Origin of the sequence: uncultured Roseobacter sp. (genome assembly GCF_947492555.1) — a bacterium.
In the GTDB taxonomy this organism is placed as follows: domain Bacteria; phylum Pseudomonadota; class Alphaproteobacteria; order Rhodobacterales; family Rhodobacteraceae; genus Roseobacter.
On record NZ_CANLNE010000005.1, the window covers coordinates 38,131 to 51,915 of the forward strand.

General features: G+C 62.4%; 12 protein-coding genes. All 12 read right to left on the minus strand.

Features of this window, described 5'->3' with window-relative positions:
- Positions 1 to 77: 77 nt before the first annotated feature.
- Complete coding sequence (gene acsF, locus Q1A07_RS20045) at positions 78 to 1,223, minus strand: magnesium-protoporphyrin IX monomethyl ester (oxidative) cyclase (protein ID WP_299783931.1); 1,146 nt, start codon at positions 1,221 to 1,223, stop codon at positions 78 to 80.
- Positions 1,220 to 1,516, minus strand: coding sequence for a hypothetical protein (locus Q1A07_RS20050; protein ID WP_195822125.1), 297 nt, complete (start codon positions 1,514 to 1,516; stop codon positions 1,220 to 1,222). The genes acsF and Q1A07_RS20050 overlap by 4 nt, the downstream gene beginning before the upstream one ends.
- 20 nt (positions 1,517 to 1,536) lie before the next feature.
- Positions 1,537 to 2,004, minus strand: a complete 468-nt coding sequence (gene puhC / locus Q1A07_RS20055; RefSeq protein WP_299783933.1) for a photosynthetic complex assembly protein PuhC — start codon at positions 2,002 to 2,004, stop codon at positions 1,537 to 1,539.
- A gap of 6 nt (positions 2,005 to 2,010) precedes the next feature.
- On the minus strand, positions 2,011 to 2,643 hold the full coding sequence (gene puhB / locus Q1A07_RS20060) for a photosynthetic complex putative assembly protein PuhB (RefSeq protein ID WP_299783935.1): 633 nt from the start codon (positions 2,641 to 2,643) through the stop codon (positions 2,011 to 2,013).
- A gap of 61 nt (positions 2,644 to 2,704) precedes the next feature.
- Entirely contained in the window at positions 2,705 to 3,472 is a 768-nt protein-coding gene (puhA, locus tag Q1A07_RS20065) for a photosynthetic reaction center subunit H (RefSeq protein WP_299783937.1), read from the minus strand.
- 22 nt (positions 3,473 to 3,494) lie between these two features.
- The gene (locus Q1A07_RS20070; RefSeq protein ID WP_299783939.1) at positions 3,495 to 4,925 is read right to left on the minus strand and encodes a PucC family protein; all 1,431 of its coding nucleotides are present in this window, start codon (positions 4,923 to 4,925) and stop codon (positions 3,495 to 3,497) included.
- Positions 4,922 to 5,665: a magnesium protoporphyrin IX methyltransferase gene (gene bchM, locus Q1A07_RS20075; RefSeq protein WP_299783941.1), complete on the minus strand. Its 744-nt coding sequence runs from the start codon at positions 5,663 to 5,665 to the stop codon at positions 4,922 to 4,924. Before bchM ends, Q1A07_RS20070 begins: the two co-directional genes overlap by 4 nt.
- Positions 5,665 to 6,564 carry a ferredoxin:protochlorophyllide reductase (ATP-dependent) iron-sulfur ATP-binding protein gene (bchL, locus tag Q1A07_RS20080; RefSeq protein ID WP_299783943.1) on the minus strand — a complete coding sequence of 300 codons (900 nt, stop codon included), beginning with the start codon at positions 6,562 to 6,564 and terminating at the stop codon, positions 5,665 to 5,667. The genes bchM and bchL overlap by 1 nt, the downstream gene beginning before the upstream one ends.
- A 91-nt stretch (positions 6,565 to 6,655) precedes the next feature.
- Positions 6,656 to 10,228 (minus strand): magnesium chelatase subunit H, encoded by a 3,573-nt coding sequence (locus tag Q1A07_RS20085; protein WP_299783945.1) that lies wholly within the window; start codon positions 10,226 to 10,228, stop codon positions 6,656 to 6,658.
- Positions 10,218 to 11,774, minus strand: coding sequence for a ferredoxin:protochlorophyllide reductase (ATP-dependent) subunit B (gene bchB / locus Q1A07_RS20090; RefSeq protein WP_299783947.1), 1,557 nt, complete (start codon positions 11,772 to 11,774; stop codon positions 10,218 to 10,220). The genes Q1A07_RS20085 and bchB overlap by 11 nt, the downstream gene beginning before the upstream one ends.
- A gap of 40 nt (positions 11,775 to 11,814) precedes the next feature.
- Complete coding sequence (locus Q1A07_RS20095; protein ID WP_299783949.1) at positions 11,815 to 13,101, minus strand: ferredoxin:protochlorophyllide reductase (ATP-dependent) subunit N; 1,287 nt, start codon at positions 13,099 to 13,101, stop codon at positions 11,815 to 11,817.
- Positions 13,098 to 13,610 carry a 2-vinyl bacteriochlorophyllide hydratase gene (gene bchF / locus Q1A07_RS20100; protein ID WP_299783951.1) on the minus strand — a complete coding sequence of 171 codons (513 nt, stop codon included), beginning with the start codon at positions 13,608 to 13,610 and terminating at the stop codon, positions 13,098 to 13,100. The genes Q1A07_RS20095 and bchF overlap by 4 nt, the downstream gene beginning before the upstream one ends.
- Positions 13,611 to 13,785: the final 175 nt, after the last annotated feature.

Here is a 13,785-nt window from a genome sequence, read left to right on the forward strand (position 1 = left end):
ACCGGGCGCGCAGGGCCTCGTATGGCCCCAGCGCCCGCGCCTGCCTGAAGCGCAAACATCTATGATGTGCGCCTGTTTCAATACGCCGGCTCCAGCCGGGTCGAGGTTGGCACCTGATGTTTGTTCGCCGGGATCGTGATCAGCGACACAAAGGCCGCCGCCGCCCGCGCCTGGGCGCCGATTTTGGCAAAGAACCGACCTTCTTGCGTCGCCTTGGCCAGGTCTGCATTGGCCTTCTGCAGCTTCTCCAGCGTCGGCTGCCAGCGCGGATGGTCGATGTCCAGCGTGATCGGGAAAATCTGCTCGCTGAGCTTCGAGGTCTTGGTAAAGACCTCATGCGCATACCAATCCGGATCAACCCCCAAAGCCTCGTGGAAGGCGGGGCGCTGGTGGTCGCGGACATACATTGTGGCATAGACCGCCGTCAGGAAGAACTTGATCCAATAGACGTTGAACCCGCTTGTCAGCTTGGGATTGGTCTTCATCAGCAGTGCAAAGGCTTCGCCGTGGCTGAACTCATCATTGCACCACTCGTGAAACCACTTGAAGATCGGGTGGAACCGATGCTCTGGATGCGCCTCAAGGTGGCGGAAAATCGTGATGTACCGCGCATAGCCGATCTTCTCGGAAAGATAGGTGGCATAGTAGATGAACTTTGGTCTGAAGTAGGTGTACTTCTTCTTCTGTGTCAGGAACCCAAGGTTCACCGCCACACCCGCTTCGCGCAGCGCATCGTTGATGAAGCCCGCATGCCGCGCCTCATCCCGCGCCATCAGCTGAAACAGCTGGGTGATGTCCTTGTTGGCCCCGCGCCGCTTCATTTCCTTGTAGAGCACGCAACCCGAAAACTCGGCCGTGCAGGAACTTATCAGGAAGTCGATGAACTCCTTCTTCAGGCCCGGTTCCATCCCGTCCCAATCCACATGGTCCCAGTCTTCATTCTTGCGGAAATGGCCCTTGTTGGGGTCTGACACCATCTGGTCGATCAGCTTGTCCCAATCCTCACGCACGGACGACACATCTATCGCATCCAGCTCGTCGAAATCGGTGGTGTAGAACCGTGGCGTCAGCAGGGTGTTCTGCATGGCGATCTCGGTCGCGGCCTTGCTGTCGAACTTGGCCTGCTCTTCCTGGATTGCGAGGCCTTCCTCGACCGTGGTGGCGTCCGCCGTATGCTTGAGGTTTTTCGGCGCATCAGAGGGGCGGGGGGTCTGAACGTTCATAGTGTGACCTCCTCAGAGAAGGAAAATTCACACAGCTCCATGACCTCGAAATCGCCCGTCAGGCGGGTCCAGAGCTGTTCGAGCTTGCTGGCGCGGATGATCGTGGCCTCACGCTTCTCGGTGACGATCTCACCGAAAGGGGCCATGATCTCGTCGCCGTGCACCTTCACTTCGTCACCGGGGTAGATCACGGCGCCGTTGTCGAACCGCACATGCGCATGCAGGCTCTCGAATTTGTGGCTGATTTCGACCGTGCAGGGGGCACGTTCAAAGTCTTTCGTCAGTAGTCCCATAGGTGGCTTCCTCCTAAGGTTCAGGGTTGGTCCAGCAGTCTGGCGAAGACGCGGGAGTTGGATGCGCCAAAGCCCATAAGCTCGGCGGACCATCCGGTGGCGGGGTCATGCAGCGACAGGCGGTTGCCCTCGCGCAATTGCAAAAGAACGGGGGTGGCGGGGTCGATGCCCTGCAGCCCGCGCGTGCGGGCCAGCACCCGTTCGACACCAGCGACAAAGCCGCCCTTGTCAGACGGGAAATCGGCAATCAGTACGCCATTGGTGTCAAAGACACGCGCAGCGCCCGAGGCATCGCCGGTCAGGATGATCGCGCGCTCCGCGATGATCGGGGCGACGGGGGGCGTGTTCTGCACCGGGCGACCGGTGAGCGTGGCGAGGCTCACGATCACCAGCACGCAGGCGACCAGCCCGAACATGATGCGCACAAGGATGCGGGGCACCAGCTCTTCGGGCTTGGCATGGATGCGGGGGTGGGTGTGGGTGCTCATATCCGCTTACTCCGCTGCCACGGCTGTGCGGGGCAGGGCGCGGCTTACATGCGGTACAGATACGCGTGCCTCTGCGGCCTCGGCCAGCAGGCGGGCGACCTTTTCCGCCTCGGGGATACAGCGCAGCGCGGGCTGCGTATGTTTGATGTGCCAGGGGCGGACATGCGGCCAGCAGACCAGATAGCTCAGCCTGGTATCGCCGATGGTCTCCAGCGCGATGGTGCCGGTGCCGCCCTTGCGCAAATCCAGCATGGCGTTGCCCACCTGCGTGTAGGGCAGGTTCAGCGTGATGGTGAGCGCGGCCCCAATCCGCATCACGACGCGGGCGTCAGTTACCGTGTACACTGTGGCCCGCGCCTGCACGTAGGCCACCAGCATCAGTAGCCCGCAGACCACCAGACCCAGCAGGACAAAGGGCACCGCCGATCCGATCGCCCGGCCGAGCGGCATCAGGTCGACACCGGAGAGAAATCGCCAGATCGCAAGCAGGGCAAAATAGCCCGCCACCCATTTCAGGCTGAGCGCCTCGATGCTGAGGCGCCACCAGTCGGGGCGCCCCTGCCAGAGGATCTGCTCTCCTCTGGGTGGCTCCTCGGGCAGCCCTTCCACGGGCTCGATCTCGAAATCATCATGGGACATGGCGAGTATCTCCATTTGCGGGTTGATGCGCGCGGGCCCTTGGCCACCCGCGCGCAGGTGGTCAGAGTTTCGGTTCGGCGCGGTTCCCGGCAAAGAGCTTGCCGCCGCCGTAGTAGCCCGAGATCTTGTCCTCTTCGAGCAGGGTCACCTGGCGCGGGCTGGCGATGGTGGGCACGGTGGCGAAATGCTTGCCGTGCAGGGCATGCACGCTGACGCGGTTCGACCGGATGCGGGCGAAGGTGATCGGCAGCAGGCGGTTGCCGGAGCCCCACTTGCTATCTAGTTCCAGCTCCAGATAGCGGACCAACTGTTCCGGTTCATCGAGCCACATGTCCACGATCTTACCTACGATCTCGCCGTCTCCGGCAACAACGGGCAGCCCGCGCGGGTCACGGCCTGCGGCGACATGGAAGCCTTCGGCCCCGGACATCGGTACGATCTTGGGGTGCCCATGGCCGTCCAGTTCCGGCGCATCGCGGCGCGGGGCCCAGCTGGCAGGTCCAACCCCGTCCAGCATCGGATCACCCGTCGGTTCCAGCGGATAGCCATTACCCGGCCCGACCCGTTTCAGCGCGATATCCGCGCGTTCCGGCGTCTGGCCGCTCGGCACGGTGACCTCGCCGCGCCCATGCGGCAGTTTGAAGGTCTTATCCTCGGGCAGGGGCCACATGCTGGGGTTGGAGGACTTGTTGCCCTCGTCATCTTCCAGCGGATAGCCCTCGCGCATGTTCTCACGCTGAATCCAGATGATGAGGATCGCGAAGAACACGTAAAAGAGCCAGAGCGAAAGGCTCGCCAGATCGAATTCGCCAAAGAATGTTCCAGTCATAGTGTTTCCTCCTGAAACGGGGTCATGTCGGGAAATCGGCGAGGCCCATGGGCCGGGTGCCGCGTTCCGTCGGGGTGAGGGGGCCACTTTGGCGCACGAGCGGTCCCAGGATTACGAGCGTGGCAAACAAGAGGCCAATCTCGGTGTGGTAAACGAATGAATATCCGGTGGCGGGGCTGTTCAGGACCTCGCCAAGCTGGCCGGAGGTGGCCGCATGGCCCACCCAGTCGCGCAGGCCCCCGCCGATGGCGATGGAGACGCCCGCCGCGGTGGCCTGGGCCGCGCCCCAGGCCCCGAGGGCAAGACCCCGGCCCGCCCTGCCGGTCGCGGGCATGGTCATGGCCGCGGTCAGCGTGGCCACGGCGAAAAGCCCGCCGCCAAAGCCAATGACGCCCGCCCCTGCAAAGAACAGTGCGTTTGAATTCATCGGTGCGGCAAAGATCACCATGGAGAAGGCCCAAATACCCGCCACGATCCCGGCCCCGGCCAGACGGTAGGGGTTGGAGCCACCCGACAACCGCCGCCCGGCCAGCGCAAACCCGATCAGCGCGCCTGCGGCCCAGAGGGCGGTGAGCAAGGTGGTGGCAGAGACGGACAGCCCGAGGATTTCGCCGCCATAGGGTTCCAGCAGAACGTCCTGCATGTTGAAGGCCATGGTGCCGACAAAGACGCAGGCCAGCAGCCGTCCGGCGCGCCCGCCCGTCATGAAATCGCGCCATGCCTCCGAGAAGGCCGGGCGGGGTTCCGCCCGCTCCTCGCGGCTCATCGGGCGCACATGTTCTTGTTTCCAAAGGGCAATCAGCACCAGCGCGATGCCCACGACGGCGGCGCCCTGGACCACGCGGATCAGTTTCAGCGCGGTGAAATCGGTGAGCAGCACGCCCATGATCACCGCCGAAATCCCCATGCCGACAAGGAACATGACATAGAGGAGCGCAACGACCCGGGGTCGGGTTTCGTCCGTGGCCCGGTCCGAGGCCAAAGCCAGCCCGGCGGTTTGCGTCATATGCATGCCAAGACCGGTCATCAGGAAAGCAAGTGCGGCCAGCACCTCACCCGCAAAGGGAATGTCGTGCACCACATCGCCGCCCAGCACCAGAAGCGCAAAGGGCATCACTGCCAGCCCGCCAAACTGCCACAGCGATCCAAACCAGATGTAGGGGATGCGTTTCCAGCCAATCGCGGATTTGTGGGTATCCGAGCGGAACCCCAGCAGGGCCCGGAAGGGCGCGATCAGCACTGGCAGGGCGATCATCAGTGCCACGATCATCGCAGGTACGCTCAGTTCCACGATCATCACCCGGTTGAGCGTGCCCAGCAGCAGTACCGAAGCCATCCCCACCGAGACCTGAAACAGCGACAGGCGCAAGAGCTGCCCCATCGGCAGGTCAGCGCTGGCCGCATCGGCAAAGGGCATGGCCTTGAGCGAGAGGGACTGCAGGCGCGACGTCATGCACGCACCTCCATCGCCTGAGAGATGTAAAACCCGGAAGAGATACGCTCCACCGGGCGGATCATGCCGCTGACCCCTTCTGCGCGCGCGGCCTGTGCCAGTGGTTGATGCGCGTGCGGGATCATGACCGGGCTGCGGTCGGACCGGGGGAACAGCTTGCCCGCATACCACATCGCCATCAGCAGGCGGGTACGCGGGGCGACAGTGAAGACAATCGTGCGGTCCGTCCGCTTTTCCAGCCCGGCCAGCGCTGTGCCGATGTCCCTGGCGTTGTAGTAGATCAGGCTGTCCATCGCGATCACATGGTCGAAGCGGCCCAGGGCGGTGTCCAGCATGTCGCCGGAGGTAAAAGTGACCTGCTTGCGATACTCTTCCGGCAGGCGCAGCTCGGCGATGTCCACAAGCTGCGGTGAAATATCAATCGCTAGGACCTCGGCCCCGCGCGCGGCCAGTTCCGCCGTCATCTGCCCCGCGCCACAGCCAGCATCCAACACACGATGTCCGGTCAGATCGGCGGGCAGACGGCTCAGCATCAGCGCCCGCATCCGGTCGCGCCCCTGCCGGACCGTCTCGCGAATTCGAGACACCGGCGCATCCGAGGTCAGCCGCGCCCAGGTCTTGGTCGCGGTCTTGTCGAAATAGGTCTCGACGCGCCCCAGGGTCGCATCATACCCGGACCGCGCCTGCAACGCGGCCTCAGGCACAGCGGCCGGTGAAGTGAAAGGGGCGACGTCCCGCATCAGTCAAATCCCAGCAGTTCAAAAATATCTCGATCGGGCAGCGGGGCAGGGGCCAACGGTTCCGTGCCGTTCCACAGCGTTTCGGCAAGGCGGATGTACTCCTTGCGCACCTGCACGATCTCTTCATCATCCGGCATCTCAAAGAGCGTCTTTTTCTTCAGCCGCGACCGGCGAATGGCGTCCAGATCCGGCATATGCGCGATCCGGTTGAACCCCACGGTCTTGCAGTACCGATCCACCTCATCAGTCTCGCGGCTGCGGTTGGCGACACAGCCCGCCAGCCGCACCTTGTAATTGGCCGATTTCGCCTGCACGGCGGCAATGATCCGGTTCATCGCATAGATGCTGTCGAAATCATTGGCGGTGACGATCAACGCCCGGTCCGCGTGCTGCAAAGGCGCTGCAAACCCGCCGCAGACCACATCGCCCAGCACGTCAAAGATCACCACATCGGTGTCTTCCAGCAGATGATGCTGTTTCAGCAGCTTCACGGTCTGGCCAACCACATAACCGCCACAGCCGGTACCTGCGGGGGGCCCCCCGGCTTCGACGCATTTCACGCCGTTGAAGCCGTCAAAGACAAAATCCTCGGCGCGCAGCTCCTCGGGGTGGAAATCCACCTCCTTCAGAATATCAATCACCGTGGGCACGAGGCTGCCGGTCAACGTAAACGTACTGTCATGCTTCGGGTCACAGCCGATCTGCAACACCCGCTTGCCCAGCATGGAAAACGCCGCCGACAGGTTCGACGAGGTGGTCGATTTCCCGATCCCGCCCTTGCCGTAGACCGAAAAGACCTTGGCGCCCTCGATCTTGGCACTTTCGTCCTGATGGACCTGCACCGAGCCTTCGCCGTCCTGACCCCGCAACGAGGGGGGTGTCCTGTCGAGTGGACTCATGTCACACGTCCTTTCAAAGGGGCGCACTCCCCTTCATTGTTCCAAAAATATGCCCGCCGGAGGCTTCCTACGTCGATGTCGGAGATCCGGATCATTGTGCTGCGATCCCTTCCAACTGGTCTTCAAGCGCATCTGCCGCTTCCTGCAGCGCGGCCAACGTGTCCGCGTCAGGCGACCAGTAATTCCGGTCATTGGCCTCCAGCAAACGGTTCGCCATGCGGCTGGAGGCGGTGGGGTTCAGGTCAGCGAGACGCTGGCGCATCTCCGTGTCCAGCACAAAAGTCTCGGAAATGCGCTGATACACCCAATCATCGACTTGCCCGGTGGTCGCCGACCAACCCAGCGTATTGGTCACATGCGCCTCGATCTGGCGCACGCCTTCGGGACCGTGCTTCAGCAAACCCTCGAAAAACTTGGGGTTCAGACTGCGGGCGCGGGTCTCCAGCGCCACCTGATCCTTCAGCGTGCGGACCTTGCCCGTCCCGCGGGTCTGATCGCCGATATAGACGGCCGCATCCGATCCCTTGGCGCGTTTCACCGCGCGGGCGATGCCGCCCAGCGTGTCGAAATAGTGATCAACCGTCGTCACACCCAGCTCAACCGATTCAAGGTTCTGATAGGCCACGTCGACCTCGGCCAGTGTGGCCTGTAACAACGCCGTATTGGCGGCGGCTTTGCCGTCGGTGCCATAGGCAAAGCTCTTGCGCGCCTCATAGGCATCAGCCAACTCGTCCTCGTCGCCGAAGGCTGAACTGTCTACCAGCCCGTTCACGTTCGACCCATACGCGCCTTCCGCGTTGGAAAAGACCCGCAGGGCGGCCTCCTCAACAGCGCATCCGGTCTTTTCCACATAGGCCAGCGCATGGGCGCGGATGTAGTTCTGATCCAGCGGCTCATCTGCCGTTGCGCATTTCAGCGCCGCCTCAGCCAGCATGCGCGTCTGCAAGGGCAGCAGGTCGCGGAAAATCCCCGAGAGCGTCATGATCACGTCGATGCGGGGCCGTCCCAGGTCCTCCAGCGCGATCAGATCAGCGCCGGAAATCCTGCCAAAACTGTCGAAACGCGGGGTACAGCCCATCAATGCAAGCGCCTGGGCAATGGGCCCGCCGTCGGACTTGATATTGTCACTGCCCCAGAGCACCAGCGCCACGGTGCGCGGCAGGCTGTCATGGGTCTCAAGCAGCAGTCGCGCCTGTTTGGCCCCATCCTGACACGCAAAGGCCGTGGGCATCCGAAACGGGTCAAAGGCATGGATATTGCGCCCCGTCGGCAGAATCTCGGGGGAGCGGATCAGGTCGCCACCTGCCACGGGCGCCGTGAAATGCCCGGCAAGGGCGGCCATCAATGCATCAAGCTCGGTTTCCTGCCGCAACAGGTGATCGACGTGTGCCCGTGTACCGTCATCAAGGTCGGGCAGGATGCGCAGGTACTCAGTCCGCTCAGCATTGCTTAGCGGTTGGCCAACCACATGCAGACCTTCGGGGATCAGCGCTTCCTCGGTCTCCAGCAGCTTGATCCAGAGCGCCTCGACAGGCACGCCGCCCATATCCACTGCTGCAGCCTGTTCCGCGATCAGCGTTTCCAGATCGGCGCGGTCCGGCGCCGCAGGATCGCTGCCGCGCCACCGGGTCAGGCTGTCTTTCAACTCCGCCAGCCCCTTGTAGAGCCCGGCAGTGGCCAGCGGCGGCGTCAGATGGCTGATGGTCACCGCGTTGCTGCGCCGCTTGGCCAGTGTTGCCTCAGACGGGTTGTTGGCCGCATAGAGATAGACATTCGGCATGTCACCGATCAACCGGTCGGGCCAATCCGCACCGCAGGGCCCCGCCTGCTTGCCCGGCATGAATTCCAACGCACCATGCATCCCGAAGTGCAGCAGCACATCGGCCTTCAGCGTATTCTTAAGCCAGAGATAGAAGGTCGTGAAGGCGTGTGTCGGGGCAAAGCCGCGCTCGAAGAGCAGACGCATCGGGTCACCCTCATAGCCGAACCCCGGTTGCAACCCGACAAAGACCTTGCCGAACTGTGCGCCCAGAACGAACACCCCGCGCCCGTCCGATTGCACGCGTCCGGGAGCCGGACCCCATTGCGCTTCGATCTCGCTCAGCCAGGGGGTGTTGCTGACAACCTCATCGGCGCTGACGTGGGCGGCGACATTGGCCTCCTGCCCGTATCTTTGGGCCGAGCCTTCGAGCACCGCGGCGCGCAAAGCGTCGACGTTTTCGGGCACTTCGACATCATAGCCTTCTGTTTTCATACGCACCAACGTATTGAAAAGACTTTCAAAAACGCTGAGGTGTGCGGCAGTGCCAGCGGCACCCGCATTTGGTGGGAAGCCAAAAAGCACGATGCCGACGGTCCGGTTGAAGGTCTCTGATTGGCGCAATCTCGCCTGCCGTTCGGTGCGCGCGACCAGCGCCTCGATCCGTTCAGGGCAGGGGGCCATTGCCTTATTCGCGCTCCGGCCGTTGCAGGCACGGGCGCAGCCCTGGCAACCGCTTTCCCCGTGACGGCCTGCAAAGACCGTGGGTGTCGTGGCGCCATCCAGCTCGGGCAGGGCGATCAGCATTGTTGTTTCGATCGGCCCTAGCCCCTGAGCGGACGCAGACCATTGAGCAAGCGTCTGGAACTCCAGCGGATGGGCGGCGATGTAGGGCACATCAAGCGCGGTCAGTACCTCGATCGCGGCGACATTGTCATTATAGGCCGGGCCGCCGACCAGCGAAAACCCGGTCAGCGAGACCAGCGCATCGATCTTTACGTCATTGCCATCACGGAAATAGGCGTCGATGGCGGGCCGACCGTCCAACCCTCCGGCAAACCCTGCCAGAACCCGGATGCCGCGGGCTTCGAAGGCCCTGATGACCGCATCGTAATGTGCCGTGTCTGACGACAGCACGTAAGACCGCATCATCAGTAACCCCACGGTCATCGTTGCCCCTTTGGGCGCGGGCAGGTGAGCCGCATCCGTGGTGATCCGGCCCGGCAAATCTGGGTGGTAGAGCCCGGCATCGGGGTATTCGATGGGGGCTGCGGCCTCGGGCGCAGGGGTCCAACCGGTCCCTTGCGCGTAACGGTTCACCAGGAAGCGGACCATCGCCTCGACGTTATCGTCCGACCCGCCGAGCCAGTATTGCATGGTCAGGAACCAGGCACGCAGATCCTGGCTCTTACCGGGTATGTACTTTAGGATCTTAGGCAGACGCCGCAGCAGCGCCATTTTCTGCGCGCCGGAAGAACTCGAAGGCTTGGACGAGCCGCGCAGCCGTTTCATCAGCTTCATGGTGCCCGACTGCGGCGCCATCATGTCGAGTGATCCCATGCGCGTCAGCTTCACAATCGCTGCATCGGCGATCACGCCGATCATCGCATCACAATGATCACGGCGGGCCTGCAGGCTGGGCAGGATGCGCGAGATATGTTCTTCGAGGAACAGCAGATTGGCGACGATGATGTCGCCGGTCTCAACGGCCTCCTTTGCGGCCTCGAAAGCCCCAGGCGTCTCACCCCATTCGGCGGCGGCGTGCACTGAGACGGAAAGGCCGGGATAGTCGAGGCTCAGCCGGTCCATCGCGCGCAGAGCAGGGCCAGCTGCGTGGCTGTCCAGCGTCAGGATCACGACGCGGTAGCCGGGCAGACGCCCGTTTATGCCCCGGTCATCGCGCATAATGGGCCTTGGCCTCGTAAAGCGTGTCGATGCTGATCTCTGAAACCCCACGTTCGGTGGCAAAACTCTCGGTATTGCGCCGCGCCTTGCCGCGTACGAAGAAGGGGATCTTTTTCAATTCGCGCTCTGCATCGTCCAACCAGATGACATCCGCGCCCTGCTTCTTCTGGCTTGAAATATCCCGGGGGGAAAGCGCAGCTTGGGGGGCTGGCCCCCCTTCCATATCAGGTTTCGGTGCGTGACCGCCGTGGTGCGAAGGTCCCGCAGCATCATGGAACTCGAAATCGTCCCGGAACATGTGCAGCAGATGCTCCTCCAGCCCCATGACCAGCGGGTGCACCCAGGTGTCGAAGATCACATTCGCGCCTTCGATCCCCATTTGGGGAGAGTAGCGCGCAGGGAAATCCTGCACATGCACCGGCGCAGAGATGACGGCGCAGGGAATACCAAGCCGCTTGCCGATGTGACGTTCCATCTGCGTGCCGAGGATCATCTCGGGCTGCAGCGCTTCGATCACGCGCTCGACTTCTAGATAATCATCGGTGATCAGCGCCTCGACGCCATAGTCCTTTGCCAACGCCCGGATGGGCCGCGCCATTTCGCGGTTGTAGCAGCCCAGGCCCACGACCTCGAAGCCCATCTCATCCCGCGCGATGCGGGCTGCGGCGGCCACATGGGTGCCGTCGCCAAAGAGAAAGACGCGCTTGCCGGTCAGATATGTGCTGTCGACGGATTTCGAATACCACGGCAGGCGCAGGCGGCTGTCGTCCAGGTAAGGTTTTACGCCGGTGATCTTGGCGACTTCAGACACGAAATCACGGGTGGCGCCAACGCCGATGGGCACCGTCTTTGTATAGGGTTGATTAAGTTCCCGCTCCATCCAGCGCGCCGCACTTTCGGCGGTCTCGGGGTACATCAGCACGTTGAAATGCGCAGCTCCCATGCGGGCAATGTCGGAGGGGCGTGCGGTCATCGGGGCCACAACATTAACACTGATGCCCATGTCCGACAGCAGCGAGGTCATCTCGGTGATGTCGTCGCGGTGGCGAAAGCCGAGCGCGGTTGGGCCGATCAGGTTGCAGGTGATTTGCGCAGTGCGCTGCATAGGTTTTGCGAGGGTTCGCACGATTTGGAAAAAAGTCTCATCCGCGCCGAAGTTTTCCTTGCGCTGGTAGCTTGGCAGTTCCAAAGGGATCACGGGCACGGGGATGTCCATGGTCTCGGCCATGCCACCCGGATCATCCTGGATGAGTTCAGCGGTGCAGGAGGCGCCGACGATCAGCGCTTCCGGTTGAAACCGTGCATAGGCGTCCTGCAGCGAGGTCTTGAAGAGATTGGCCGTGTCGGAGCCCAGATCGCGGGCCTGGAAGGTGGTGTAGGTGACGGGGGGACGGTGATTGCGCCGCTCGATCATCGTGAAGAGCAGATCGGCGTAGGTGTCGCCTTGCGGGGCATGCAGGACATAGTGCAGACCGGTCATGCCGGTGGCGACACGCATGGCGCCGACATGGGGCGGACCCTCATATGTCCAGACGGTGAGCTTCATGGTTTGGGGTGCTTTTGCATATTTTTGGAACAATGAAGGCTCATTCGGCGGCCTCCAGTCTCAGCAGGTTGGCGCGGCGGACCGGGCGGGAAAAGAGGCCCGCGAGATCGCCTGCCTGCTCGTAGAAATGCACCGGGGTGAAGACCAGTTCGATGGCCCATTTGGTGGCCAGACCGTCAGCCTCCAGCGGATTGGCGAGACCAAGGCCGCAGACCGTGAGATCGGGGCGGGCGGTTCGGCAGCGGTCGAGCTGCAGGTCGACATCCTGTCCTTCGGACAAGGTCGGGCCCTGGGCGAGCATGTCCAGATCGGGGCCGACGATGCCCTTGTGGATGAAGGGCGCGCCGACTTCGATCGCCTCCATGCCGCATTCCCGGGTCAGGAAACGGGCCAGCGGGATTTCCAGCTGGCTGTCGGGAAAGAAGAAGATGGATTTGCCGCGCAGGGCCTCGGACGCCTGTGCGATGGCTTTGCGGGCGCGGGTGCGGGGCGCTGCGGTGACACGCTCGAAGGTTTCCGCGTCGATGTCAAATTCATCGGCGATGGCGCGCAGCCAGGCAGTTGTGCCTTCCTCCCCAAAGGGGAAGGGGGCCGGCAGGTGGCGTGCACCGCGTCGTTCCAGCGCTGCGTGCGTGTCGCCCAGGAACGGTTGTGTCAGCGCGAAGACTATGTTTTCCCCAAGTCTGAGGTCCGTGTCGGCGCGGGGGGCAGGCAGAACCTTGATCGGGCCGATGCCCATCTGGGTTAACAGGGAGACGGCCTGTTCTTCGACTACATCGGGCAATGCACCAACCAGAAGCAATTGTCGTTCGGAGGTCTCCGGTAGGACTGGTACCATCGACGCCAGGCAGGCATCCTCGCCCTGGGTAAAGGTCGTTTCAATGCCGGAGCCGGAGAAATTCAGCACCCGGACCGAGGGCGCGTATTTTTCCGTCATGCGCTCGGCGGCCCGGCTGAGGTCGAGCTTAATCACCTCTGAGGGGCAGGAACCGACGAGGAACAGCTGTTTGATGTCGGTGCGGCGGGCCAGCAGCTGATCGACGACTTTATCGAGTTCGGTCTGCGCATCTGCGAGCCCTGCAAGGTCGGTCTCTTCGAGAATCGCCGTTCCGAACCGCGGTTCGGCAAAAATCATCACACCTGCCGCCGATTGCAGCAAATGCGCGCAGGTCCGGCTGCCGATGACGAGAAAAAAGGCATCCTGCATTTTGCGGTGCAGCCAAATGATGCCGGTCAGGCCGCAAAAGACTTCCCGCTGGCCGCGCTGTTTCAGAATCGGTTCGCTGCGGCAACCACCAGATGTCGGAAGGCGTGGGACCTCGGTCATGCGGTGAGTTCCTGCGCTGGATTTTGGGAGGTCTGGGCCTGCAATCTCGCCGCCCGGAGCTTGAGCACGAACTGGGTCGCATTGATCACGTAGGCCGCATAGGCGGCCAGGGCCAACAGCATCAGGGGGACCGGGGCCAGGACGGCGGTAAACAGTGCCCAGAGGTAGGCCGTGTGAAGGGCGATGACGGCGAAGGAAAAGACGTCTTCCCAGAAGAACGCGGCCGCGAAAAGATACTGACCGAAAACGATTTTCTCCCAAATCGCACCGGTGATCATGATCAGGTACAAAAGGGCTGTTTTCAGCAGGATCGAGACCGTTGCGATTTCATATCCGAGGCCCGTCCAAAGATAGCGCAGGACGAGGACCAGAGAGATCAGAAAAACCACGAATTGAAGAGGTGCGAGAATGCCTTGGATCAGGGTCCATACGGTTTGGTCGCGGCGGGCGCGTTCTTCGGCAGTATAGAGCCCTGTTGGAGCGGATTTTCGAGCCTTGTGGCTGTCCATCGCGTGGATGACCTCCCTCGATTTATACTCTCAACGGTAGCGGCAATGCCGGAAAAGTGTCAACTGAAACTTACACTGTCAAATCTCTGTATTTACACTGCGGATCGGCCCGTTCGTGCTGGAAATCGATGTAATGCTCAGTAACCTTTGGGGTATGAACGCGCTTGGGTGTCTA